This window comes from Solitalea agri (assembly GCF_023914155.1).
In the GTDB taxonomy this organism is placed as follows: Bacteria; Bacteroidota; Bacteroidia; order Sphingobacteriales; family Sphingobacteriaceae; genus Solitalea; species Solitalea agri.
In genome coordinates, this window is record NZ_JAMWYS010000006.1 from 23,696 (window position 1) to 47,769 (window position 24,074).

Annotated in this window: 26 protein-coding genes; 15 read left to right on the forward strand and 11 right to left on the reverse strand. The window is 36.1% G+C overall.

The features are described 5' to 3' along the window. Positions 1-26 precede the first annotated feature (26 nt). From ctlX to NF867_RS01465, 3 genes are all read left to right on the forward strand, one after another. Positions 27-941, forward strand: a complete 915-nt coding sequence (ctlX, locus tag NF867_RS01455; RefSeq protein ID WP_252585765.1) for a citrulline utilization hydrolase CtlX — start codon at positions 27-29, stop codon at positions 939-941. Between the two features lie 203 nt (positions 942-1,144). Further along, complete coding sequence (locus tag NF867_RS01460; RefSeq protein WP_252585766.1) at positions 1,145-2,533, forward strand: type III PLP-dependent enzyme domain-containing protein; 1,389 nt, start codon at positions 1,145-1,147, stop codon at positions 2,531-2,533. Positions 2,534-2,698: 165 nt separating this feature from the next. Next, the gene (locus NF867_RS01465) at positions 2,699-3,154 is read left to right on the forward strand and encodes a hypothetical protein (RefSeq protein WP_252585767.1); all 456 of its coding nucleotides are present in this window, start codon (positions 2,699-2,701) and stop codon (positions 3,152-3,154) included. Between the two features lie 69 nt (positions 3,155-3,223). Here the strand turns inward: NF867_RS01465 and rlmB are convergent, their stop codons facing one another. Beyond that, the gene (rlmB, locus tag NF867_RS01470) at positions 3,224-3,985 is read right to left on the reverse strand and encodes a 23S rRNA (guanosine(2251)-2'-O)-methyltransferase RlmB (protein ID WP_252585768.1); all 762 of its coding nucleotides are present in this window, start codon (positions 3,983-3,985) and stop codon (positions 3,224-3,226) included. A gap of 347 nt (positions 3,986-4,332) precedes the next feature. Here rlmB and dnaB point away from each other — a divergent pair, with 347 nt between their 5' ends. Beyond that, entirely contained in the window at positions 4,333-5,910 is a 1,578-nt protein-coding gene (gene dnaB / locus NF867_RS01475) for a replicative DNA helicase (RefSeq protein WP_252585769.1), read from the forward strand. Between the two features lie 87 nt (positions 5,911-5,997). On the opposite strand, the gene chrA is transcribed toward dnaB, so the two are convergent. Both chrA and NF867_RS01485 read right to left on the reverse strand, forming a co-directional pair. Next, a complete protein-coding gene (gene chrA, locus NF867_RS01480) occupies positions 5,998-7,203 on the reverse strand; it encodes a chromate efflux transporter (RefSeq protein WP_252585770.1) in 1,206 nt (401 codons plus the stop codon). 42 nt (positions 7,204-7,245) lie between these two features. Continuing rightward, complete coding sequence (locus NF867_RS01485; protein ID WP_252585771.1) at positions 7,246-7,581, reverse strand: tetratricopeptide repeat protein; 336 nt, start codon at positions 7,579-7,581, stop codon at positions 7,246-7,248. A gap of 131 nt (positions 7,582-7,712) precedes the next feature. On the opposite strand from NF867_RS01485, the gene NF867_RS01490 reads away from it, so the two are divergent. From NF867_RS01490 to NF867_RS01510, 5 genes are all read left to right on the forward strand, one after another. After that, complete coding sequence (locus NF867_RS01490) at positions 7,713-8,450, forward strand: electron transfer flavoprotein subunit beta/FixA family protein (RefSeq protein WP_252585772.1); 738 nt, start codon at positions 7,713-7,715, stop codon at positions 8,448-8,450. Between the two features lie 91 nt (positions 8,451-8,541). After that, entirely contained in the window at positions 8,542-9,519 is a 978-nt protein-coding gene (locus NF867_RS01495; protein WP_252585773.1) for an electron transfer flavoprotein subunit alpha/FixB family protein, read from the forward strand. A gap of 87 nt (positions 9,520-9,606) precedes the next feature. Then, positions 9,607-10,209: a bifunctional nuclease family protein gene (locus NF867_RS01500; RefSeq protein ID WP_252585774.1), complete on the forward strand. Its 603-nt coding sequence runs from the start codon at positions 9,607-9,609 to the stop codon at positions 10,207-10,209. Positions 10,210-10,279: 70 nt separating this feature from the next. Beyond that, positions 10,280-11,542 carry a NupC/NupG family nucleoside CNT transporter gene (locus NF867_RS01505; RefSeq protein ID WP_252585775.1) on the forward strand — a complete coding sequence of 421 codons (1,263 nt, stop codon included), beginning with the start codon at positions 10,280-10,282 and terminating at the stop codon, positions 11,540-11,542. A 92-nt stretch (positions 11,543-11,634) separates the two neighbouring features. Then, positions 11,635-12,621: a DUF3667 domain-containing protein gene (locus NF867_RS01510; protein ID WP_252585776.1), complete on the forward strand. Its 987-nt coding sequence runs from the start codon at positions 11,635-11,637 to the stop codon at positions 12,619-12,621. A gap of 186 nt (positions 12,622-12,807) precedes the next feature. On the opposite strand, the gene NF867_RS01515 is transcribed toward NF867_RS01510, so the two are convergent. From NF867_RS01515 to NF867_RS01525, 3 genes are all read right to left on the reverse strand, one after another. Continuing rightward, positions 12,808-14,094, reverse strand: a complete 1,287-nt coding sequence (locus NF867_RS01515) for a citrate synthase (RefSeq protein ID WP_252585777.1) — start codon at positions 14,092-14,094, stop codon at positions 12,808-12,810. Between the two features lie 196 nt (positions 14,095-14,290). Further along, entirely contained in the window at positions 14,291-15,154 is an 864-nt protein-coding gene (locus NF867_RS01520) for an aldose 1-epimerase family protein (protein ID WP_252585778.1), read from the reverse strand. Between the two features lie 76 nt (positions 15,155-15,230). Beyond that, complete coding sequence (locus NF867_RS01525; protein ID WP_252585779.1) at positions 15,231-16,016, reverse strand: TIGR00266 family protein; 786 nt, start codon at positions 16,014-16,016, stop codon at positions 15,231-15,233. Between the two features lie 155 nt (positions 16,017-16,171). Here NF867_RS01525 and NF867_RS01530 point away from each other — a divergent pair, with 155 nt between their 5' ends. Next, complete coding sequence (locus NF867_RS01530; RefSeq protein ID WP_252585780.1) at positions 16,172-16,531, forward strand: Rieske (2Fe-2S) protein; 360 nt, start codon at positions 16,172-16,174, stop codon at positions 16,529-16,531. 2 nt (positions 16,532-16,533) lie between these two features. Here the strand turns inward: NF867_RS01530 and NF867_RS01535 are convergent, their stop codons facing one another. Beyond that, entirely contained in the window at positions 16,534-17,517 is a 984-nt protein-coding gene (locus NF867_RS01535; protein WP_341870020.1) for a lipid A deacylase LpxR family protein, read from the reverse strand. 378 nt (positions 17,518-17,895) lie between these two features. Between NF867_RS01535 and NF867_RS01540 the strand changes: the two genes are divergently transcribed. From NF867_RS01540 to NF867_RS01555, 4 genes are all read left to right on the forward strand, one after another. Then, entirely contained in the window at positions 17,896-18,267 is a 372-nt protein-coding gene (locus NF867_RS01540) for a hypothetical protein (protein WP_252585782.1), read from the forward strand. 22 nt (positions 18,268-18,289) lie between these two features. Continuing rightward, positions 18,290-18,946: a hypothetical protein gene (locus NF867_RS01545; protein WP_252585783.1), complete on the forward strand. Its 657-nt coding sequence runs from the start codon at positions 18,290-18,292 to the stop codon at positions 18,944-18,946. Between the two features lie 76 nt (positions 18,947-19,022). Beyond that, positions 19,023-19,457: a hypothetical protein gene (locus NF867_RS01550; protein WP_252585784.1), complete on the forward strand. Its 435-nt coding sequence runs from the start codon at positions 19,023-19,025 to the stop codon at positions 19,455-19,457. 338 nt (positions 19,458-19,795) lie between these two features. Beyond that, positions 19,796-19,975 (forward strand): histone H1, encoded by a 180-nt coding sequence (locus tag NF867_RS01555; RefSeq protein WP_252585785.1) that lies wholly within the window; start codon positions 19,796-19,798, stop codon positions 19,973-19,975. A gap of 50 nt (positions 19,976-20,025) precedes the next feature. Here NF867_RS01555 and NF867_RS01560 read toward each other — a convergent pair whose 3' ends face one another. Next, positions 20,026-21,168 carry a putative sensor domain DACNV-containing protein gene (locus NF867_RS01560; RefSeq protein ID WP_252585786.1) on the reverse strand — a complete coding sequence of 381 codons (1,143 nt, stop codon included), beginning with the start codon at positions 21,166-21,168 and terminating at the stop codon, positions 20,026-20,028. Between the two features lie 132 nt (positions 21,169-21,300). On the opposite strand from NF867_RS01560, the gene NF867_RS01565 reads away from it, so the two are divergent. Next, positions 21,301-22,353 (forward strand): ferredoxin--NADP reductase, encoded by a 1,053-nt coding sequence (locus NF867_RS01565; RefSeq protein ID WP_252585787.1) that lies wholly within the window; start codon positions 21,301-21,303, stop codon positions 22,351-22,353. Positions 22,354-22,358: 5 nt separating this feature from the next. On the opposite strand, the gene NF867_RS01570 is transcribed toward NF867_RS01565, so the two are convergent. The 3 genes from NF867_RS01570 to NF867_RS01580 form a co-directional block, all read right to left on the reverse strand. After that, positions 22,359-22,958, reverse strand: coding sequence for a class I SAM-dependent methyltransferase (locus NF867_RS01570; RefSeq protein ID WP_252585788.1), 600 nt, complete (start codon positions 22,956-22,958; stop codon positions 22,359-22,361). 129 nt (positions 22,959-23,087) lie between these two features. After that, positions 23,088-23,309: a DUF2795 domain-containing protein gene (locus tag NF867_RS01575; RefSeq protein ID WP_014680377.1), complete on the reverse strand. Its 222-nt coding sequence runs from the start codon at positions 23,307-23,309 to the stop codon at positions 23,088-23,090. Positions 23,310-23,448: 139 nt separating this feature from the next. Then, positions 23,449-23,997: a cob(I)yrinic acid a,c-diamide adenosyltransferase gene (locus NF867_RS01580; protein ID WP_252585789.1), complete on the reverse strand. Its 549-nt coding sequence runs from the start codon at positions 23,995-23,997 to the stop codon at positions 23,449-23,451. Positions 23,998-24,074: the final 77 nt, after the last annotated feature.

Genomic DNA, 24,074 nt, shown 5'->3' on the forward strand with positions numbered 1-24,074 from the left:
TTCATCAACCAATTAATACCTACAACATGCAAACTACCAATCATATTTTAATGATTCGCCCTGTTAGGTTTGGCTTTAACGCCGAAACAGCGGTGAACAATGCTTTTCAAAACCCAAATGCACAAAACGAAGAAACACAGGAAAAAGCACAGCAGGAATTCGACAACTTCGTTGATATTTTAACTGAAAACGGTGTGGATGTTACCGTTGTTGAAGACACAGATGCTCCACATACTCCTGATTCAATTTTTCCCAACAACTGGATCTCTTTTCATAACGACGGTACCATTTGTTTATACCCAATGCAGGCTGAAAATCGTCGCTTAGAGCGTCGTAGCGATATTCCTGAATTGTTAAAAATGAAAGGGTTTGAGTTAAAAAGAACCATCGACCTAAGTCATTACGAATCTGAAAATTTGTTTCTGGAAGGAACTGGCAGTATGGTTCTCGATCGTGTTGATCGTGTAGCATACGCCTGTTTATCACCACGTACCAACATGACAGTTCTGGAAGATTTTTGCAAGCAAATGGACTATGAGTTTGTTGCATTTGATGCGGTTGATAAATCGGGGAAAGCCATTTACCATACTAACGTAATGATGTGCATTGGTAGTGGTTATGCAGTAGTTTGTTTAAACTCTATTCCGGATGATGATGAACGGGAAATGGTGGCTAGCTCATTAAATGCATCCGGTAAAGAAATCATTGAAATTACCCTGGAGCAAATGAATGAGTTTGCCGGAAATATGCTCGAATTGCAAAATGATAAGGGAGAAAGTCTATTGGTAATGTCTGAACAAGCTTACAAATCTTTGGCTGCATCACAAATTGAAAAATTGAGCAAATACAGTAAGATTGTTTATGCTCCAATTTATACAATTGAAGCCAATGGTGGAGGCAGTGCAAGGTGTATGATAGCCGAAGTTCATTTATCCCTATAAAATCACGCTATTTTTAAAGTTCTTTTGAGAAATTTCCTTTTTCTATTTTTTGTACCTAACAGTACTGAAATACAGGTGAATACAAATTTTAGTTTTTGATAAAAAAGTCAGTTTCTTTTGAAAATGTTCCTAAGTAAAAAAAAACTGACTTTTACTTAATTTTTTTACTCCAAAAATTACATTTTTGCAAAAAATTAAAATAGATGCAAAGCTACCAGGAATTTCTTGACTTAAGTGTTGGTTTTCCCCAAGACGGATTTGACGTTATTGAGGACGAATTATTCTTTAATGATATCAACCTTATGGAATTAATTGAAACATACGGCACTCCCTTACGATTTACGTATGTACCATTAATCTCAAAGAAAATTCAACAAGCCAAACTATTATTTCAAAAGGCGATCATCAATAATAACTACAGAGGTAAATATATTTATTGCTACTGTACCAAAAGCTCGCACTTTCGTCATGTTGTAGAGGAAGCTCTCAAAAACGATATCCACCTTGAAACATCTTCGGCATTTGACATGCCAATGATTGATTCATTGGAAAAGAGAGGTATTGTTAGCAAAGATGTATATGTGATCTGTAACGGTTATAAAACCTCGCAGTACAAACAATATATCTGCGATATGATCCATGATGGTTTCAAAAACATCATGCCCGTTTTAGATAATAAAGAAGAGTTTTTCTTTTACGATGACGAATTGGAAGAAGAATGCAACCTGGGTATCCGTATTGCCACAGAGGAACAACCTGACTCGCAGTTTTATACCAGCCGCTTAGGTATTCGTGCTGAAGATGTGATTGACTTTTATCATCAACGTGTTGAGAAGAACCCGAATTTCAATATTAAAATGCTGCATTTCTTCATTAATTCAGGCATTCAGGATTCACCGTATTACTGGAATGAGTTGGAGAAACACGTAACGCTTTATTGTAAATTCAAAAAAATCAATCCGGCATTATCGATGTTGGATATCGGCGGAGGTTTTCCGTTTAAAGATTCATTGGTATTTGATTTCGATTACGAATACATGACCAATGAGATCATTAGTCGTATCAAAGAAATTTGCGCAGAGCACGAAGTAGAAGTACCTGATATTGTTACTGAATTTGGAAAATATACAGTAGCTGAAGCATCAGGGATTATTTATAAAGTTTTAGGCCGTAAACAACAAAACGACCGTGAAAAATGGCTGATGCTTGATGGCAGCTTTATCACCAACCTTCCTGATGTGTGGGCACTGAATCAAAAGTATATCCTATTACCAATTAATAACTGGGATGCAGAATATGAACGAGTGAATTTAGGCGGAATAACTTGTGATGGCCAGGATTATTATAACCAGGAAGCTCATATGAACTCGGTTTATATGCCTAAAACGCGTAAAGTGCAGTACCTTGGTTTCTTCCATACCGGTGCCTACCAGGAGGTATTAAGCGGATATGGAGGTATTCACCACTGTTTAATGCCTACACCGAAGCACATTTTAATTCGTCGCAACCGCGATGAAACATTTAACTACGAAGTATTTGGCGAAGAACAAAATTCTAAACAAGTACTTAAGTTATTAGGATACGTACAATAGACTTTTTTAGTCAATAATTTAGAACCTATAAGTCTGGTTTTCGTATAAGCAAAAACTAGATTTATAGGTTTTTTAATGCCGAAAAGCGATGAAGAGTTTTCTCATAATCATCTTTTTTTCATAATTGCTCTCTATTTTGCGCCAAAACCAAATACAAATCATAAAATGAAAAAACTCTTACTATTAGTTATTTGTTCTCTTTTTCTTTTTTCCTGCACCAAAACTGTATATGTGGAGAAGGAAAAACATCATAAAAATGGCCCTCCTCCACATGCAAAAGCTTGGGGAGTAAAGAAAAAGCAACGCGTTTACTATTATTACTATCCTTCAACAAACGTTTATTTCGATGTGACTTTTGGCAAGTACGTATATTTTAATGCGGGTGCCTGGGTTAGGGTAAATACTTTGCCTTCAACAATCGTAATTACTAATAACGAGCGAGTAAGAATTGACTATGCTGAAGACAATGTTTATGCATACAATTCCGACCATAAAGCGAAGTACAAAAAAATTCCGCCGGGACAAGCGAAAAAGATGAATAGCTATAATGATAATGACCAAGGCGGAGATGATGATAGAGGAAACGGTAAAGGAAAAGGGAAAGGAAAAGGGAAGCACTAATTCATAAAATATTAAAAAAGCCATTTGGAATAACACCAAATGGCTTTTTAAGTATAAATATTTTCTGTATCACACTTTACGTTGTCTTATGGCCTCATATAGGATAACTCCAGCAGAAACCGAAACATTTAATGAAGCTATATCACCAAACATTGGAATTTTAGCTCTGGCATCGCAAAATTTCATATATTCAGGAGATATACCATCCTCTTCGGAACCCATAATAATAGCTGTTGGGCCGGTATAGTCAACATCAGCTAATAAATTATCTGTTTTCTCGGTACATGCCACCAACTGCACACCTGAATCTTTTAAAAACTCCAGTGTTTCTTTTAGTTTCATTTCCCGACAAATAGGAACTCTAAATAAAGCACCTGCAGAAGTTTTAATTGCATCCGGATTTACCTGCGCCGATCCTCTGGCTGGAACAATTACCGCATCAACGCCCATACATTCAGCTGTTCGAACAATGGCTCCGAAGTTTCGAACATCAGTAACCCTGTCTAAAACCAAAAGCAACGGTGTCTTGCCAGCTGCATAGATTTCAGGTACTATTTGATCGGTCTTATGATAACTGATCGGTGATATAAATGCAACTGCTCCTTGATGGTTCTTTGTAGTTAACCGATTTAACTTTTCAATAGGAACAAATTGGAATGGAGTATCATACTCACCAATTACCAAACGAAGTTCAGCATATAGATTTCCGGTAAGTCCTTTCTGAATAAAAAGACTTTCGATTTCTTTTCCAGCTGTAATTGCCTCAATTACAGCACGTATACCAAATACTAATTCGTTACTTTCTTTTTTAGGCGTGCCAAAATCTCTCATAGAACCGCAAAACTACAAATCAATTATTTTAATCTCTGAAAATCTGTCATTTAAATTTTAAACAATTTTAAGTTCAGCCCTTCTTGCCTTGAGCGTTTTCCACAAAAAAATAATTATCCACATCGATTTTTAATCACCCAAAATGTTGGTAGTTAAGCTCTAATAAACATTTTTGTTAATCGAATTCGCACTTACCAACATTTAGTGTTAATAAGTACCAATATGTATGTCGCTAGTTTTCAGGTAGATTTAATATATCTAATTTGGCTGTTTATAAGTAGAAACGGAGGCTATGATATAAGTAAATATATTTGTCGCCGAAACTAAAAACTACCTGCTAAACTAATATGAGTTCAGATAATTTCGAAACAAGCGGAAATTCAAGAGCAAAATCCGACAGGCGCGGTGTTGCACGTAAATTACCATCCAATTTAATAGGTGGTAAACTGCAGCCACAAGCTGTTGAGTTGGAAGAAGCTGTTTTAGGATCCATAATGATCGAAAAAAATGCTTTAACTTCCGTAATTGAGTTTCTTCGTCCTGAAATTTTCTATAAAGATGCCCATCAAAAGATCTTTAAGGCAGTAATGGATCTTTATAGCGAGTCCTCGCCTGTAGATATTCTCACTGTAACCAATCAATTACGAAAAAGTGGTGATTTAGAGATGGTTGGTGGTGCATTTTTCATTACCGAGCTAACCAATCGTGTAGCTTCTGCCGCTAATATTGAATTTCACGCACGTATTGTTGCCCAAAAATACCTTCAGCGCCAATTAATAGAAATCTCCACGGAGACTGTAAACATGGCGTATGAAGATACCACTGATATTTTCGAACTTTTAGATAAGGCTGAAAGTGGTTTGTTTAAGATCACTGAAGGAAATCTACGCCGAAATGCAGAAAATATGTCGGACTTGGTGAAGAAAGCGGTTCTGGAAATTGAAAAGCTGAAAGACAAGACCGATGGCTTAACGGGTGTTCCATCTGGCTTTACAGCCTTGGACAGGGTTACCTCTGGGTGGCAGAAATCCGATTTGGTAATTGTTGCCGCTCGTCCTGCCATGGGTAAAACCGCATTTATTTTAAGTGCCGTTAGAAACGCTGCTGTTGGCTTTAATTTCCCGGTGGCTGTTTTCTCACTTGAGATGTCTTCTGTTCAGTTAGTGAACCGTTTGATTGCCGGCGAAGCAGAAATTGAAGCTGAGAAGCTTAAAAAGGGAAATCTGGCACCTCATGAATGGCAACAGTTGCATTCAAAAGTCGGTAAACTTTCAGAAGCACCAATTTACATTGATGACACCCCTGCCTTAAACGTATTTGAGCTTCGTGCCAAAGTTCGTCGTATGAAACAACAGTACGGCATTGAGATGATCGTAATCGATTACCTTCAGCTGATGCATGGTTCTGGAGATGCAAAAGGAAACCGTGAGCAGGAGATCAGTGGAATTTCGCGTGCTTTAAAAGGTATCGCCAAAGAATTGAATGTGCCGGTTATAGCCCTTTCCCAGTTGAGTCGTGCGGTAGAAACCCGTGGTGGTGATAAAAAACCAATGCTTTCCGATTTGCGTGAGTCAGGTTCAATTGAGCAGGATGCCGACATGGTAATGTTCCTTTACCGTCCAGAATACTATGGTTTTACACAAGACGAAAGTGGTCGTTCAACCGCAGGTGTTGCCGAAGTAATCATTGCAAAACACCGTAACGGTTCATTGGAAAACGTTCCATTGAAATTCGTTGGTAAATACATCAAATACCAGGATTTAGAACCTGATAATTTTGATTTTAGTGGATTTGACGCTTCCAATTTAAGTGCGGCAGCCGGACTATCACCTTCATCAGGCTTTGATGATGAACGCCCGCAAAACTTTATGATTCGTCCTTCAAAAATGAATGATTTGGAAGGTGATGACTTTGCACCATTCTAAGAATTTATGATTTAAGAAGAAAATAAATAACAAAGGCCATGTAATCCATGGCCTTTGTTATTTAATATTTTATACAGAATGTAGCATTTAAAGAAAAAATCCAATCACTAATCCAATAACCATAATCAATGCCGCTGGAATTTTGGTAAATCGCAAAAGACAAAATGTAGCAGCTATTACAATCATTGAAAAATACTCAAGACCTATTGGCTTAAGTAAAAGAAAAAATGCTGCTGCCACAAAACCCACTGAAACAGCATTTACTCCAGCCATGGAGTTTTTTATATGAGTAATCTTCTTTAAATCATTCCAAAAAGGCACAATGAAAAGGATTAATATCAGCCCGGGAAGATTGATTCCTAAAACAGCAGCTGAGCTACCTAACAATTGTCCTCCAATACCCTGTTTTTTCATGGCCATACCACCTAAGAAAGAACTGAACGAAAACACTGGCCCCGGTATAACTTGTTGGAGTGCATATCCAGAAAGAAACTCCTGTGTTGTGAGATACTTCTTTAGCTCAACAAATTCGGTAAACATATATGGAATCAATACCTGCCCTCCACCAAAAATCAAAGCTCCGTTTCGATAAAAGTTCTCAAACAAACGAACTGGTAAACTGAAAAAAGAAGTACGATTGATCAGACCTCCCAACAATGCGAAAAAGATAAGTATCCCAAAGAAATAAGCCACCTTCTTTTTATTTACATTGATCACCAATTTCTCTCCCAAATCTCTTTCAGCTTCATCAGCATTAACCCTTGAAGTAACAAAACCTCCTGTTAATACCAAAAGCGGAAACATAAAAGGGAAAACATATGGATTTTTCAGAAGAATAGAACAAGTGAATGCCACCAAAGCCAAAAACAATGTAATTCTATTTTTCAATACCTTGATCGCAAAAATATAAGCGGCATAAGCCACAAAACCTAATGCCATAGGCTCTATTACTTTAAGCAACTTAGGCACTTCTATTTTTGACGAATAATTAGTAAAAAGTATGGCAGCAATTGCCATCATAATTGCTGACGGTAATAACCATATCAGGAAAGTTAAAATAGCAAACCACAACCCTCCTATCTTATAACCAATTGCGGTAATGGTTTGAGTTGAAGCAGGCCCTGGTAATACCTGGCATAAAGCATTTAATTCAAGTAATTCCTCTTCAGTAAGATAGTTTCGTTTTTGAACAAACTCCCTTAACATAATTGCCATGTGTGCCTGAGGGCCACCAAAAGCCGTTAAGGTATATTTAAACACATCTTTTAGAAAACGAAACTGTAGTGAAGTCAATCTGGTAATGTATTAGCAGCAAAAATTATGAGTCCAAGTTAATTAATCATCCTCGTAATCCAAACCAAGCGCCGAATTCAATGCTTGTTGAAGTTCTGATGCAGCATGCATATTGCCCGCTTTTCTGGCAATTATCAATCCCTTTTTGTATGTTGCTTCCGCATCAGTCTTTCTGTTCAGCTTCTCATAAAGTTTACCTAAATGATAATAAGTGCCGACGTAATTTTCGTCAGTTGACACCAAATCGGTAAAATAGCTAAGCGCCTGATCAGTGTCATTTAATTTTAAATATTCAGTAGCGATGGCATATTTCAGAAATGAATCATTGGGTTCATTAACCAGAAATTGCTGTAATTGCTCTAAGCGAGAGATTTGCATTTTGAGATTTTAGGCTTTTAGGTATTTTTACAAAATAGATGCATGCAAAATTAGTTAAATACAATTTGGTTTATATATTTGTATGCATGCATAATGTTTTTAATTCAATCAATTAATCAATATAATATATTATGAAAGTACTAGTTTGTATAAGTAACGTTCCGGACACCACAACAAAAATAGCTTTTACGGATAACAATACCCAATTCAACACTGCAGGAGTACAATATATCATCAATCCATATGATGAAATTGCACTAGCACGTGCCATTGAGCTTTGTGAAGGTGGCAAAGGAACCATTACTGTTATAAATGTAGGTGACGCATCTACCGAACCAACCATTCGTAAAGCCTTAGCTATTGGCGCAGATGATGCCATTCGTGTTAACGCTGCTCCAAGAGATGCCTATTTTGTAGCAAAGCAAATAGCTAATGTAGCAAAAGATGGAGGTTATGATTTTATCTTAACCGGCCGCGAATCTATTGATTTTAACGGATCACAGGTGGCTGCCATGGTTGGCGAATTTTTATCTATTCCATCTATCTCTATTATCAAAAAATTAGATATTAACGAAAATACTGCTTCAATTGAGCGTGAAATTGAGGGCGGAAAAGAAGTTATTGAGACTCCTCTTCCATTTATTGCAAGTTGTGCCGAAGGTGTAGCAGAGCCTAAAATTCCTAATATGCGCGGAATCATGTCGGCACGCACTAAACCATTAATTGTAGTTGAACCAACTGAAATTACCAAGGTTGCTGAAGTTAAATCGTATGAAACACCAGCCCCTCGTGGTCAGGTTAAAATGATTGACGCGGCAGATATGGAAAAATTGGTAGATGCCTTACATTCAGAAGCAAAGGTAATTTAATCAACAACCGCCAACAACCAAGTGTAAAGAGAAAAACAAGGTTAGTTATACCTCTTTCTCAAATCCTTAATTTAAAATCTAGTTTTAAACCATGTCAGTATTAGTATATGTTGAAAATGCCGATGGCAAATTCAAAAAATCAACCTTTGAAGTAGTATCATACGCAAAAGAAATAGCAAATCAGTTAGGAACTTCATTAACCGCGCTTTCTATTGGTAATGTAGCTGATGGCGCATTGGCAGAGTTAGGAAAATATGGAGCTCAAAAAGTTCTTACAGTTAACAACGATAAACTTAAAAGCTTTGTAAACCAGGCTTATGCATCAATCATCTCGTCGGCAGCAAAAGCAGAAGGTTCAAAAGTGGTTGTTTTGGCCGCCAGCTTTTCAGGCAAAGGTTTAGCTCCTCGAGTAGCAGTTAAGTTAGAGGCCGGTTTAGTTGACGGAGCAGTAGAACTACCTGATTTAAAAGACGGTAAATTCACTGTTAAGAAAACCGCCTTTTCAGGTAAGGCATTTGCCCATGTAGAGTTAACCTCAGCTGTAAAAATCGTTTCGTTAGTTCCAAACTCTTTTAAAGTGGTTGAGCGCCCAGAAGCGGCAAATGTTACAGCTTTTGAATCAACTGCTGCAGAAAGTGATTTTGGCGTAATGATTAAAGATATTGTTAGAGCATCTGATAAGATCTCATTACCCGATGCGGAACTGGTGGTTTCTGCCGGTCGTGGTATGAAGGGCCCAGAAAACTGGGGTATGGTAGAAGAGCTGGCCAACCTTTTAGGTGCAGCAACAGCTTGTTCAAAACCAGTTTCGGATGCAGGATGGCGCCCTCATTCTGAGCACGTTGGACAAACAGGTATTGCAATTAGTCCGAACCTTTACATTGCAATTGGTATCTCTGGAGCAATACAACATTTGGCTGGAGTTAGCTCATCGAAAGTTATTGTGGTGATCAACAAAGATCCTGAAGCACCATTCTTTAAAGTGGCTGATTATGGAATAGTTGGCGATGCTTTTGAAGTGTTACCAAAATTGATCGATGCTATCAAAAAGTTTAAGGAAGCAGCCTAAAACAAATATTTTCCACGATTTCGATTTCTAAATCCTATATTAGCATGTCGTTTGGTGATGAAAGCCAAACGACATTTTTTACTATTAATGAAGAAGATAAAGCTAGATATTGTAGGATTATCATATAGCCAAACCCAGTCGGGTGCATATGCATTAGTAATGGGCGAAGTCAATGGCCGTCGTCGTTTACCAATTATCATTGGTGGCTTCGAAGCTCAGGCAATTGCCATTGAAATTGAAAAGATGACCCCTACCCGTCCGCTTACTCATGATTTATTCAAATCATTTGCAGTAGCCTTTAATATTCAAATTCAGGAAGTTGTTATTTACAACCTTGTTGACGGAATCTTCTACGCAAAACTTATTTGTTTTGATGGTAAAAGAACACTTGAGGTTGATGCCAGAACTTCTGATGCTATTGCCTTAGCCGTTCGCTTTAGCTGCCCAATTTATACTTATGAATTCATTTTGTCTCAAGCCGGTATTTTAATTGAAGGCAATGAATTCGTTTTTCTGGAAAACGTGGAGAATAAAGAAGAAATACCTCCAGTAACACCTAGTGGAGTTAGCAGTTATGCCTCTTTATCAGATGATGACCTAAAAGTTCAGTTAAAAACTGCCTTGGAAGAAGAAGCTTATGAAAAAGCAGCCAAAATCAGGGATGAACTAAGCCGCAGAAAATCTTCGTAAATTTACAATTGCTCCCTATTTTTTTATTTTTGTCCCGCTCTTCTATTAAAAAAGGATACACAATCATCTTATGGGTAGATTTACCGGTTTAATAGGCATTGTCCTTATTTTGGGTATTGCTTTTTTAGTGTCAAATAATCGACGAAAAATAAATTACCGTGTAGTGCTTAGCGGTCTGTTGCTACAAATCATCATTGCCTTACTCGTTTTCAAAGTCCCATTGGTTCGTCATTTTTTCGAAATACTGGGGCATGGTATGGGTCAAATTGAACACTTTGCCTTTCAGGGAGCATCATTTGTTTATGGTGGTTTAGCAGTAGACAAAGGCAATGGCGTTATTGGTAATTATGTCTCAGGCGGCTTTGTTTTCGCTTTTAATGTTACGGCAACCATTATATTAGTATGCGCTCTAGTAGCTGTATTCTACCATTTTGGTATTATGCAACGAATTGTATCAATCATTGCCCGCGCCATGAATTTTATTATGCGTGTCAGTGGAGCCGAAGCGCTAAGTAACGTAGCCAGTGCATTTGTTGGTCAGGTAGAGGCCCAGGTTATGATTCGCCCCTATTTAAAATCAATGACTAAAAGTGAGTTATTAGCTAGTATGAGTGGAAGCTTGGCTTGTATTGCTGGGGGTATTCTGGTGGTTTATGCAAAAATGGGAGCTCAAGCAGGTATGGACCTTGCGCCTAAATTAATTACAGCTAGCTTAATGGCCGCACCTGGAGCGTTGGTAATTTCAAAAATTATTTTCCCCGAAACAGAAGAAAGCCAAACTTTGGGTCAGGTTAAACTGGAAGTAAAAAGCAGCTATTCGAATGTAATTGACGCTATATCTCATGGCGCCGCAGATGGTTTTAAAATTGCCATGAACGTAATAGCCATGCTTATTGGCTTTATTGCCATTATAGCCTTGTTCGATTCTGTTTTGCAATGGTTCGGCCATTTATTCAATCCTAACTTTGATTTAAGCCTTAATTATATTTTCAGCCAGATATTCTATCCTTTTGCTTATGCCATGGGCGTACCTACGGAAGATGTAAAAAGTGTGGCTACCCTATTGGGCCAAAAACTTACCGTTAACGAGTTTGTGGCATTTTTAAATCTTACCAGTAAAAACGTACCTATTGTCACTGAAAAAGGTTTATTAATTGTAAGTATCGCGATTTGCGGTTTTGCAAACTTCAGTAGTGTTGGAATGCAAATTGGAGGCATTGGTGCTTTAGTCCCTGAACGTCGCGCAGATTTGGCGAAACTAGGACTAAAGGCTTTATTATGTGGAACCTTAGCATCATACTTGTCAGCAACAATTGCCGGTATATTAATGTAGGATATAAAAAATTAAATATTAGTTAAGAAGGCTGAGTCAAATTGATTCGGCTTTCTTATTTTTAGGCTAAACTAGAAAGAGATATTTATAACATGAGCAAACATTACAGAAAAGAAAACGATTGCTTAAACTGTGGAGCAGTGGTAACCGGTAAATTTTGTGCTAATTGCGGACAAGAGAATCTGGATACCAAAGAAAATTTCTGGCATTTCTTATCTCATAATATTGGGCATTATTTTCATGTAGACTCGAAATTCTTTAAAAGCATTGTTCCATTATTGACCAAACCAGGGTATTTAACAAACGAATACAGCAATGGACGAAGAGCTAGCCATTTTCCGGCCGCCAGTATGTATTTATTTGTAAGTTTAATCTATTTCATACTTTTCTTTAAGCAGCAAAATTTTATTAGTGTAGAATCTGATAAGGTTCAAAAAAGTAAAACTGAAGTAAGTGATACTACCAAAGTTTTAGGCATCAATATTATCAACAACAAGAACTCATCAAATAAAGCTAAAGTTGATTCATCTGGTTCAGAAAACTTCTTCCGTGGAAAGAGAAATTATACGGTTGAGAAATATGAAAAAGAGCAAAAGGCTTTAAAACCCTCAGAAAGAGATAATTTCTTAACATATTTCCTTAATAAGCGATTAATTAAAATATTTAATGGTCATGAAGCACAAGAGCACTTTGTGGATACCTTCGTCCATAACATACCAAAAATGATGTTTCTTTTGCTGCCATTATTTGCCGTTGGATTAAAGCTTTTTTATTACCGTTCCCGAAAGTTCTATGTTGAACATCTGGTTCACTCTTTACACTTACATACGTTTCTATTCATCCTTTTTTCGGTATCCATCCTTATTAATTTTCTTCCTTTATCAAATGCTGCATCCAATTGGCTGGTAGTAGTAGTCCTTTTAATAAGCTCCTGGTATATCTATAGATCTTTCAGAACAGTTTATGGCCAAAGTCGAATGAGGACCTTAACCAAAATGTTTTTCCTCTACTTTTTTTATGCACTGTCTTTGACAATCTGTCTAGGAATTGTTGCCATGATAACTATTGCAACGATTTAATATTTAACAATCCTCAATAGTGAAATTCATTCTTATACCCATTGAGATTGATTGAGTATAATGGTTAAGAATTATCAAGAATTAGTCATGATGATCGTTCTTAAAAAGCACCGAGAAGAAACAACTGTAAAAGAAAAGGCTCCGAAATGTTTATTTCGGAGCCTTTATACTATTATATTTTCTTAACTATCTTTTTTCAATTGAAACATACTCACGAGTAGTGTTACCAACATATACCTGACGAGGACGGCCAATTGGCTCATTATTTTCACGCATTTCTTTCCATTGAGCAATCCAGCCTGGTAAACGACCTAATGCAAACAATACGGTAAACATATCAGTTGGGAATCCTAAAGCACGATAAATAATACCTGAATAGAAATCAACGTTTGGATACAATTTACGCTCGATAAAGTATTGATCGTGCAAAGCAACCTCCTCTAATTTCTTAGCAATATCTAAAACAGGATCTTGGATACCTAATTTGTTTAATACGTTATCACATGCCTCTTTAATGATTTTAGCACGAGGGTCAAAGTTTTTATAAACCCGGTGACCAAAGCCCATTAAGCGGAACGGATCATTTTTATCTTTTGCTTTAGCAACCCATTTATCCACGTCACCACCATCCTTCTTAATCAATTCAAGCATTTCAATTACCGCTTGGTTAGCACCGCCGTGAAGAGGGCCCCATAATGCAGCAACACCTGCCGAAATAGATGCAAACAAATTACAGTCAGAAGAACCTACGATACGAACCGTTGAAGTTGAACAGTTTTGCTCATGATCTGCATGCAGAATTAACAATTTATTCATCGCATCAACGATAACCGGATCCATATCATACTCCTCAGTACGGTAACCAAAGGTCATATAAAGGTAGTTTGAAACATAGTCAAACTTATTTTTTGGATACATTACCGGATGACCGATGGCTTTTTTATAGATCCATGAAACGATAGTTGGCATCTTAGCGAACATACGGATCATGTTCAACTCCACTTCTTCCGGAGTTTGATTTGGGTCCAATGATTCAGGATAGAATGCAGACAAACAGCAAACTAATGAAGCCAATTGGCCCATAGGGTGAGTTTTTGAAGGGTAACCATCAAAAAACTTCAACATATCTTCATGTACAAGAGTATGACGAGTTACACGAAGTTGAAAGTCAGACAATTGTGTTTGAGTTGGCAGTTCGCCATAAATCAACAAATAAGCAACTTCTAAAAAAGTTGATTTAGCAGCAAGTTCTTCAATAGGATAGCCACGGTAGCGTAAAATTCCCTCTTCACCATCTAAAAAAGTAATCGCACTTTTAGTTGCTCCAGTGTTTTTGTAACCTGAATCTAAAGTAATGTACGTGCTAAGATCTCTTAATTTGGCAATATCTACGGCTTTTTCATTTTCCGTACCGGTAATGATTGGGAGCTGGTACGTGTTGTCTCCTAATTTCAGTTCTGCTAATTCTGACATAACGTTTTGTGAAAATCAATTTGATTGTAAGGAAACCATAAACACCCAGAAATTATAGATTTTACCCTAGTAATATTGAACGGGTTTTTTATGGAAGCCCAAATTTAATTAAATAAGAGAGATTTAAAAATAAATGTACTTTTCTTTATATTATTTTTAAAAAAGCAGCAAGTTTTAAGTCGATTATATGATAATTTTAAAAAGTTAACACTTCGTATCCACAAGTAAACTGCTCATTTTGAAGCAATGAGCGAATCCCTTCTTTATTTTTAAACTCCATCGTACTTTCTACCTCATCTGCTATCCCATGCCATGGTTCCAAACAAACGAAATTGGCATTTGGTTTGGCCCAAATTCCCAAAAAAGGAAAGTTTTTGAATGAAAAATCCAACCCATGCTCAGTTTTTTGACATTTAATACTGATTTTGTCTGATTCTAATCCTTTAAAAACTAAAGCATCGGCATTAAATAGCTCATTAGATAGTGGCAGCTTATTTTCATTCTGTAAAACCCGATGATAAGGTTTACCAATAAGCCCTCCTTCTATCGACCACCTCTCGATATTTTCAGTTCTATTGAATTCTAAATAATAATCACTGTAATCAGTTGAATCAACCAATGGAATTTTAAAAGCCGGGTGAAATCCAATTGAAAAATACATGGTTTCAGGACCCAAATTAGTAGTACGTGTTTCAACTTCAAGGGCTTTATCTTTTAATCGATAAATAATATCCAGTTTGAATTTAAAAGGGTATTTTTCGTAAGTAGCCTCTGAGCTATTGAGTGTAAGTACCAATTCATCTGTGGATGAACTGCTTAGAACAAACTCCATATCACGGGCAAAACCGTGCTGAGAGAGAGAAAATGACTTCTCGTTAAACAAATAGGTATTATCTTTTAATTTGCCAACAATTGGAAACAATATTGGTGCATGTTTAGGCCAGGCCTCCCCTGCCTGCCATAAGTATTCTAACTGGGTTTCTTTATTAAAAATACTGCAAAGTTCAGCACCTTTCGTTTTTACTTGTATTGAAAGGTAATTATTCTCGAGTGTAAACATAATTTTAGGGAATACTGATAAAACTAGAAATCAAAAGAAAGGGGAAAGCTAGGCTCTCCCCTGTTATAGATTATTCCTAATCACCATCTAATAAATTACCTAATCCACCTAAAATACTTCCTTCTTCTTTACGTGGCCCAGTGGCCATTGAAAGTATTCTGCCTGCCAAACGTGAAATTGGCAATGATTGAATCCAAACCTTTCCCGGGCCTCTTAGGGTAGCAAAGAACAAACCCTCTCCCCCGAATAAAGAATTCTTAATTCCCCCTACAAACTGAATATCATAATCGACCGTACTTGTGAAAGCCACAATACAGCCTGTGTCAACTTTTAGCATTTCACCTGGTTGCAAATCGCGTTCAATCACCATACCTCCCGCATGTACGAAGGCCATCCCATCACCTTCGAGTTTTTCCATAATAAAACCCTCGCCACCGAATAAACCAGTACCTAATTTGCGTTGAAATTCAATTCCTATTGAAACCCCTTTTGCAGCACATAAAAAAGCATCTTTTTGACAGATTAATCTTCCTCCTAAATTGCTCAAATCCATCGGAATGATTCTTCCAGGATAAGGTGAAGCAAATGTTACATGCTTTTTAGCTTGTCCAAGGTTGGTAAAGGCGGTCATAAACAAGCTTTCTCCAGTCAATAAACGTTTTCCGGCTGAAAACAACTTACCCATAAAGCCAGAGTTTTGTTGACTTCCGTCACCAAAAATAGTTTCCATCTGAATTTCCTGATCCATCATCATAAAACTGCCGGCTTCTGCAACAACAGTTTCTTGTGGATCAAGCTCAATTTCAACACATTGCAATTCTTCGCCATAAATGCGAAAATCAATTTCATGATTGCTTTTCATCAGAATAATTTATGTTAATAAATGTAAGATGATTAAAAAAAGGCCTTTAAAATTGCAAACCAATAGATTTACATTTTCCGTTTTTTCTATTCAATTTTGTCCGATAAAAATACCATAACTTATCAGATCTGGAATTCAAAAAAAGTAAAATTTTAATGGCAAAAAAATGGTTTAAGGTTGATGCAGTTGAATGGATTAAATCCGACAAAGAACAAAACTACTCAGTTGGGCTTTCAAGAGTTAATGGCCAAAAAATTTGCATTGTTCAGAATAACAATGAACTATACGCATTTGATCATAAGTGTCCGCATGCAGGTGGACATTTAAGTCAGGGTTGGTTGGAAGAAAACATGTTGATATGCCCTGTTCATCGTCATAAGTATGATTTAAGAACTGGAAGAGGAGCAGGCATGCAAGGTGATTGTGTACGTACCTATGAAATAAAACAGATTAATGAAGATATTATGATCAAGCTTAAATTATCAACTTTAAATCCGATGAATTGGTTCAAGTAAGATCAATTAAAAAAGTACATCAGTTTAAACGAACCAAATTGAGTTGATTTTATGGCTTCTTTTGTTTCCTTACTTCTATAATTATACATCAGATTGAGACCCCAACGATTTTTGGTATACATAAAGCCAATCTGTTGGTTGAAAACAAATGGTGCTGGAGTTTTAATAATTTCATCTTGAATATCATGCGATTCAAAAATATTCCCCTGAATTGTGGCATCATAGGCTACATAATTTAACATCGGGATAATATAAAAAGCACATTCAAAGTCCCTTTCTTTTTCATCAGCACTTAATCCATTTACTGTTTTTGCATTATAAACAAGGCTATTGAACATTTTTTCAAGTGCTCCCAGTCGAATTGTAGTTTGAACTGATGCTCCATTGAAAAAAGTTCCAACTCGCGCCTCGCCCCCTACCGACATATCAAAGAAACGCTTCCCAAACTGATTACTTACTATTTTCTTCTGGTAGCCAGCTTTAGCATTTGCACCGAATGCATTTTGAATCTGATGATTCCAGCCCAAAGGATGATAATATCCAAACTTCTCGTGAGTCCAGCTTTGCAACTCTTGTACATTCGTTGATGGCCCTACAAATCCAATAGATGTAGAAAGTTCCAATGCTGATTCGTTTTTATAGTAGGTATCCCAATTACCGGTTAACGAAATATAACCTGCATACGGACGGTCAATGAGACTTTCGCTATAATATTTTCGCTGGGCAGTATAAGGCATATAGATTTCATGTCCAAAAGAAAATCCGAATATCTTTTTGGCTACTGATGATCTAAACTTATTCGACTCCGAATCCATGGTTTTACGAAAGGAAAGAAATATTCCATTTGAATAATATCGATCGCTATTTGTAAAGGCATAAGAATCATTATCTGTTTGCGCACTCAATTGACATTTAAACTCTTGGGTTGTTTGAGAAAACACTAAAACAGGAAATAACAAAAAACAAAAACAGCAAATAATACGCATACTCCATCTAATCTTTGCGCAAAGATGAAATAAAAACTCCTAACAATAAACAGTAATTTAAAACTGATAAACAAGTAGTTAGAGAATGGCTTTACCTTAATAATGCAAAAAAAGCGCTGAATGATACTCAGCGCTAATTTTTTTAATTCAGTTAGAGAACGAATATTTAAACCAGGCAGAAGTGGGATTAGAGATTAGAATAGTTAGTTTCATATTCTAAAGTTAAATGTCATTATATTTTAATATAAACCTGTAAGTATTACTACGTATATAACCACGTACAAATACGTATATTTAACTAGTATTTATACTTATTAACTTCAATTAAAATTTCTTTTAATTGGCGGTCTCTATTTATAACCAAATTCTCAATTTACAATGACACCTAAAAAAAACAAAATTTCTATTGCCGATGCAAAGGAAATGATTAACCGTTATCGGAACAATGCTCAAAAGCATGTAAAAGGAATTAAACTCCCTAATTCGATTGATTTCGATCGGGAAACAGTAAAGAACATTTTAAGTACAGGAGACTGCCAAGGAGTAAGGGCTTATTTTACTGAAACAGAAGACAATCAGGTACAATTGGTTTTGGTTGGTTATGATGCCAACGATACGGATATACTGCCTCAAGCAACTACCGAATCCTCGTCAACTGCACTAAAAGTATCTGCGGCTTCAGCATCACTCGATGGTCCAATTAGAATATGCCCTCCAGATTGCACTAAAAAAGATCCGTTAACCCAATAAATATCAAGGTTATATTTATTAAATGTTATTAACCTCAAACGATATTAATTCTATTGCATTAATTATAGCCCTCATTGTAGGGCTATATAAGTTTAAAAAGGTTGAAAAGGATAATAATGTTTTTATACTATTTATTTTCTACTGTTCGATTTTTGATTTATCATCGATGGTTTTAAATAAACTTTATACCAACAATCATGTCTTATTAAACTGTAATATTTTAATAGAATTTCTGATCTTAAACCTGCAATTTAAAAGATGGGGATTTTATGTAAAAAGACCACGGGCCTTTATTACACTAAATAGCTTTATTGTTTTTGGTTGGAGTATTGAGGCTCTTTACACACATGATCTATTCAAATTAAACAATTATAGCTGGGCCTTAAGTTCATTTATGATTGTAGTTTTAGCTATTCAACAAATAAACCAACTTCTTTTTAAAGAAAAAGGCAATCTGTTATTCAATCATAAACTCTTGATTTGTATTGGATTAATAGTTATTTATGTTTTTTATACTCTTTTAGCTGTTTTTATTAACTTTAAGTTTGGTGCAAGCAATAGCTTTTATTTGAGTGTTATTAAACTACATACCCCAGTAAGCGCCTTTATAAACTCACTCTTTGCCTATGCTATTTTACGAATGCCGGAAAGCAAAAGATTCCTTTCGGTAGATAAATAGTTTAAGGATAAACAAATTGCTTTTTTGATATAAATATTTATTTTTAGGAAAATTTTTTACCTATTAATTAATTATCATGAAAAAAAACTTTTTATTTCCTGCACTTTTTTTTTGTGCCTCAATTTTTGTAAGCTGTAAAAAAGATGAAGCTGTAACAAAAAGTAAAGAAGACAAGGCTGCTGACTTAACAGCTTACAACTTTAAAAACTCAACCTCGGATAATTTTGTCAACAATTTAAATGCTGCCATTGCTAATTCAGCTACTTTAACCGTTGGTAAAGACATTGTATTTCCAAAAGCCTATTCAATTAGCCGAGAACAATTACAAGCATTATTAGATAACCCTCAATTGGGCAAAGCCAATATCTTTTTAGGTCTTAATGATAAAAAGGAGCTTCAAGTAATGCTAATTGGAGCGGATGGAGCCGGTAAAAATTTAAGTAGTGCAGAAAGTAATTCAGACAATGTCGTGTTTTCGGATGTGCGAACTTGTCCGCCTATGTGTAAGTAGAGAAAAAGAATAATTCATTATCACTATAAAATTTTGCTTATATAAAAATGTAAACTTGAGAGAAAATAATTTTTACTCTCTTTTAGCTGTTTTTATTAACTTTAAATTTATTGCAAGTAATAACTTTTAATAAGTTTTACCTGACTACCTACACAGGTTAGTGCGTTTATCAATTTAGTTTCAGTATTTGCAATACAGAGCTTTGCTAAAAAGAAGTAGTTTTTTAATTGACAAAGTGGCTTGAAGGCGGTTATAACAAGGAAAAAATTAAAAAAATACTTTTAATTGTGATTTAATATATTAGCTTTACAAACATTGTTTAACTTACAATATTATTTATGGAAAAATTCAAACAGCTTAAAGATCTAATTGCTGCTGCAGAAGAAGACGCAGCAAAGTTTTATGAAAAGTCTAATGGCGCTGCCGGTACCCGTTTAAGAAAAGCAATGATGGATATCAAAAATGCAGCTCAGGAAATTCGTAATCAAGTTACTGAAGTAAAGAACAAAGAAAAATAATAAAAGGCCCTTTTGAGGGCCTTTTTCGTTTTATATTGGTTCTTAAACTATTATAGCAACAGAATATCGATGCGGTGAGCATGAACCATTTCCAGCTCATTTGACCAATTAAAAATAGTGAATCGCCCATCTTGTGAAGCCACCAGCGCAAGGGCGTCCCGTTGGTCGTAAACAAATTGAGCTGCTGCTAAATGTCTGGTACCTCCAATTTGCGAAGGATGCATTAATACAGCTGAACCTCCGTGTACAGGCTCAGTTGTGATCACTTCATTTACCGGAAAACTACTTTCAGCACGCGAAACTTTTGCCCCAAAAGCCAAGAGTTCATACCTATCATTTAAAATGGTGGCTCCATCAACAGCGGTAAAACCTCCTACTACTTCAATCATTCGCTTTAAGGATCCCTGCCAATAAGGGTCCATTCTATTTTCAGCATTTTGCCCCATTAATTCACTAATGCCTGTAAATGTAGGATTGGATGGATAGTTGATCGGATGAACTATGGAATTTCGCCAGGTGAAAGAGTCTTCTGGAATTACCAATACCAATCCTCCCCTTTTATGTGCCCTCATACTTACTGCAAGTTCTATTAACACATTTACTGAATCATTCTGAAACTTAGGCAAAGGCATTCCTAATAATGAGTTTAAAATAGCAGGACAATCATTTAAACTCAAACTTTCTTCGTCGACCAATTTGATATCATCTCCTTTTAATACTGCAACATTGATAAATTTTCCAAACCCATCAATCCGCCGGTGTTTAATTACCATTAAACCTGGCTCTATTACTTCAAGCACAAAACACAAAGTAGAAATATGAAGCACTGTACCCCATATCATTAATTCATCATTTTCAAACCAAACGCCCAAATGAATATTCGGACCTGATAAGGCGGGAGCTAGTTTGGTTATATTTTTAGGTGTTAATCTTATCGATTGTTCAAAAACTAATGGATTCTCCACCAGTTCAGGTGGTAAAAGTACAATTGAAAACTTAGGAGGGATTCCCTCTTCATGCCGCAAGCTTGCCCAAAAAGAAGTATCAATAACCGCTTCAATAATTTGTGCACTTGGAATAAAGCTACTATCTACCCAATCAGTTGGACCTAAATTTTGAATATGATTTTTAAAATGCTTTTCGATGGAAGGCGCCACAATACGGGAAGCCAGGTAACTTGGTTCAGATATCATTGCTTGGAATAATTATTTGGCAAACTCCGCTTTACTTGCTCTCTAAAATACAGTTAATAATTTATTTAAACCGAACACAGTAATCCGAATAAAGTTTGATCAGCCTGCTTTAATATTTGTAGTTTTAGCCAAATGAAGAAACTTCAGTTTATAACTGCTGCAATTGTTAAGTATCCCGGCGAAATAATAAAAATCACTCTTGAGCCTGCATCAGGGATTAAACCTAGTTTTATTTCAGGGCAATTCCTATCAGTTGTAATAACCAACTCCACCAAAGAAATCAGAAGATCTTATTCCATTTGTAGTTCACCATTTATCGATGAGCCGATAACAATTGCTGTAAAAAGAATAGAAAACGGAGAAGTTTCGAGAAGGTTATTTAATGAATTAAGACAAGGAGATGTACTAACGACCTTAGAACCTTCAGGTGTTTTCACTTACACACCAGAAACCGAAAGCAACCGAACTATCTTTTTGTTTGCGGCAGGTATTGGTATTACTCCTTTATTCTCCACATTAAAAACAATATTAGTCGCTGAAAACGACTCACATGTAGTACTTATTTATAGCAATCGAACAAAGGAAACCATTTTATTTTACGATGAACTCCATGAGCTTCAAAACAAATATAGTGGTAGGTTCAAATTGATCTGTTTAATAAGTGAATCTCAGAACCTGTTAATGGCCCGATTGAACAAGCAGCTTATTTATGAGTTGGTGGAAGAACATTTAGTTTATAGCCCGGAATCTGCCTTGTTTTATACTTGTGGTCCTATCAATTATATGGATACTTGTCGATTAACCTTATTGGGAATGGGCTTTGACAAATCGCAAATAAAGCGGGAGACATTTTTTATTAGTGAAGATGAGGGTGATGATGATAATGAATCAGAGGTTATAACAGTTGATACTAACACTTACACTGTAAAACTAAAGCATAAGGATAAACAAGTTGAACTTGACATACCCTACAATAAAAGTATCCTGGATATTGCGCTCGACAACAACTTAGATTTACCTTATAGCTGCAGATCAGGGATTTGTGGCACTTGTACTTCGCTTTGTACCGACGGCGGCGTTAGAATGGATTATAATGAGGTTTTAACAGATACTGAAGTTGAAAATGGCAAGGTTTTGATCTGTGTAGGGCATCCAATAGTAAACGGCAATGAAATCATCGTTTAATAAGATCATTTCTTCAACCAAAAGTTCAGCTTTGAATTAAAGTGGGATTCGATCAATTGATAATCAGCTGGTATTTCATGCTGCGTACTTTGGTAGGTAACTAGTTTCGTTCCACTTGGCCGATCTTTTAAAATTTTATGCAAAGCATTTGTATAACGTTCATACAACCCTGAATTACTAAAATGGTTGTCAATCAGAACATCTTCCTCTTCTACCAAATTCTCAAAAAATGAATTATAAAAGTAAAAATGCTGATAGTCATCAAAGTTCAGCTTGGCAAAATCGTTATGAATAAAATCTACATTCTTTATTTTTAGAATATTACGAACTCGCTCAGCTTCTGCAATCAAATCCTTACGTTGTTCTACTCCATAAAAAGAACACTTATCAAAATGTTTTGCCCCTATCAGACAAAACTTGCCTACACCTGATCCAATGTCCAATATTTTAGCCCCATCTGTTTCGGCCAGATAGTTCGCTGCTTTAACAGCTACCAACATCGGAGTCCAATGCTTGCCCGAAAGTTGCTGCACATTTTTAGAATATAAACTGTCGAAGGTTTTGTTAGCAGAAAAAAAATCGGTTACAGTTGCCGATGGACCCATACTCAATTATAACTAGGCTAAAAAGCAAAAATACCATTCAAGGGCTATGTATTAGTATAACCATCAACATAATTTGACAAATATCCTTAAAGCAAAAATCCCCACCGTTTGTTTAGGCAGGGATTTTTGTTAATATTCGTCTTCGTTAAACAAGAAGTCATCTTTCGTTGGATAGTCAGGCCAAACTTCCTCAATGGTTTCATACGGTTCGCCGTCATCTTCCAATGCTTGTAAGTTCTCAATCACCTCCACCGGTGCTCCTGAACGGATAGCATAATCGATCAATTCATCTTTGGTTGCAGGCCATGGAGCATCTTCAAGGTGCGAAGCTAGTTCTAGTGTCCAGTACATAGGCAATAGATTTTAATATGGTTAAACAGATTTTTCTATATTTTTGCGAATATAAAATAAAAACGATTACTTGAATAAAAAAGTTTTTTTTATAAGAATTATATTAAAAAGAGAAAAACTTAATTAATCAATTTGGGTTTTAAACCCTTGGTATCCAAATATATTCGTCGGCATTTAAATCGCTGGCAAGTTTCCTGCCTAAAACAAAGAAATAGTCGGATAAACGATTCAAATATTTTATCACCAATTCATTTACGGTCCCTTCTTCGGCAAGTTCAACAACTAAACGCTCTGCCCTGCGACAAACTGTACGTGCTACATGACAAAAAGATACCGTTGTATGCCCCCCAGGCAGCACAAAATGTTTTAGCATAGGCAGCTCATCATTCATTTTATCCATTTCCTTCTCCAATAATTCAATGTCGGCTTCATGAAGATCAGGAATGACCATTTTCGACTTTTGAGGATCGGAAGCAAGAGAAGCGCCCACTGTAAACAATCTATCCTGAATTTCTTTTAAAACTGATTTATAATGGTCGCTAATCTGTTGATCACGGATTAAACCCACATAAGCATTCAGCTCATCAACCGTTCCGTATGAATCAATCCGTAAATGATGCTTTGCAACACGGGTTCCTCCAATAAGTGCTGTTGTTCCTTTATCTCCCGTTTTGGTATAAATTTTCATTTTAAATGTTAAAACATTAAGTTTTTTAATAAACCCTTTAAATATAAATAGGTTTGATCTTTTTACTAAATCAAACC

Excerpts from the sequence above, each read along its gene's own strand:
- NF867_RS01485 (WP_252585771.1), bottom strand. The coding sequence starts at position 7,581 with ATGCAAATCTCTCGCTTAGAGCAATTACAGCAATTTCTGGTTAATGAA.
- NF867_RS01510 (WP_252585776.1), top strand. The coding sequence starts at position 11,635 with ATGAGCAAACATTACAGAAAAGAAAACGATTGCTTAAACTGTGGAGCA.
- dnaB (WP_252585769.1), top strand. The coding sequence starts at position 4,333 with ATGAGTTCAGATAATTTCGAAACAAGCGGAAATTCAAGAGCAAAATCC.
- rlmB (WP_252585768.1), bottom strand. The coding sequence starts at position 3,985 with ATGAGAGATTTTGGCACGCCTAAAAAAGAAAGTAACGAATTAGTATTT.
- NF867_RS01525 (WP_252585779.1), bottom strand. The coding sequence starts at position 16,016 with ATGAAAAGCAATCATGAAATTGATTTTCGCATTTATGGCGAAGAATTG.
- NF867_RS01465 (WP_252585767.1), top strand. The coding sequence starts at position 2,699 with ATGAAAAAACTCTTACTATTAGTTATTTGTTCTCTTTTTCTTTTTTCC.
- NF867_RS01520 (WP_252585778.1), bottom strand. The coding sequence starts at position 15,154 with ATGTTTACACTCGAGAATAATTACCTTTCAATACAAGTAAAAACGAAA.
- NF867_RS01490 (WP_252585772.1), top strand. The coding sequence starts at position 7,713 with ATGAAAGTACTAGTTTGTATAAGTAACGTTCCGGACACCACAACAAAA.
- NF867_RS01540 (WP_252585782.1), top strand. The coding sequence starts at position 17,896 with ATGACACCTAAAAAAAACAAAATTTCTATTGCCGATGCAAAGGAAATG.
- NF867_RS01495 (WP_252585773.1), top strand. The coding sequence starts at position 8,542 with ATGTCAGTATTAGTATATGTTGAAAATGCCGATGGCAAATTCAAAAAA.
- NF867_RS01535 (WP_341870020.1), bottom strand. The coding sequence starts at position 17,517 with ATGCGTATTATTTGCTGTTTTTGTTTTTTGTTATTTCCTGTTTTAGTG.
- NF867_RS01575 (WP_014680377.1), bottom strand. The coding sequence starts at position 23,309 with ATGTACTGGACACTAGAACTAGCTTCGCACCTTGAAGATGCTCCATGG.
- NF867_RS01580 (WP_252585789.1), bottom strand. The coding sequence starts at position 23,997 with ATGAAAATTTATACCAAAACGGGAGATAAAGGAACAACAGCACTTATT.
- NF867_RS01500 (WP_252585774.1), top strand. The coding sequence starts at position 9,607 with ATGAAGAAGATAAAGCTAGATATTGTAGGATTATCATATAGCCAAACC.
- NF867_RS01530 (WP_252585780.1), top strand. The coding sequence starts at position 16,172 with ATGGCAAAAAAATGGTTTAAGGTTGATGCAGTTGAATGGATTAAATCC.
- NF867_RS01570 (WP_252585788.1), bottom strand. The coding sequence starts at position 22,958 with ATGGGTCCATCGGCAACTGTAACCGATTTTTTTTCTGCTAACAAAACC.
- NF867_RS01515 (WP_252585777.1), bottom strand. The coding sequence starts at position 14,094 with ATGTCAGAATTAGCAGAACTGAAATTAGGAGACAACACGTACCAGCTC.
- NF867_RS01550 (WP_252585784.1), top strand. The coding sequence starts at position 19,023 with ATGAAAAAAAACTTTTTATTTCCTGCACTTTTTTTTTGTGCCTCAATT.
- NF867_RS01565 (WP_252585787.1), top strand. The coding sequence starts at position 21,301 with ATGAAGAAACTTCAGTTTATAACTGCTGCAATTGTTAAGTATCCCGGC.
- NF867_RS01545 (WP_252585783.1), top strand. The coding sequence starts at position 18,290 with ATGTTATTAACCTCAAACGATATTAATTCTATTGCATTAATTATAGCC.
- NF867_RS01460 (WP_252585766.1), top strand. The coding sequence starts at position 1,145 with ATGCAAAGCTACCAGGAATTTCTTGACTTAAGTGTTGGTTTTCCCCAA.
- ctlX (WP_252585765.1), top strand. The coding sequence starts at position 27 with ATGCAAACTACCAATCATATTTTAATGATTCGCCCTGTTAGGTTTGGC.
- NF867_RS01505 (WP_252585775.1), top strand. The coding sequence starts at position 10,280 with ATGGGTAGATTTACCGGTTTAATAGGCATTGTCCTTATTTTGGGTATT.
- NF867_RS01555 (WP_252585785.1), top strand. The coding sequence starts at position 19,796 with ATGGAAAAATTCAAACAGCTTAAAGATCTAATTGCTGCTGCAGAAGAA.
- NF867_RS01560 (WP_252585786.1), bottom strand. The coding sequence starts at position 21,168 with ATGATATCTGAACCAAGTTACCTGGCTTCCCGTATTGTGGCGCCTTCC.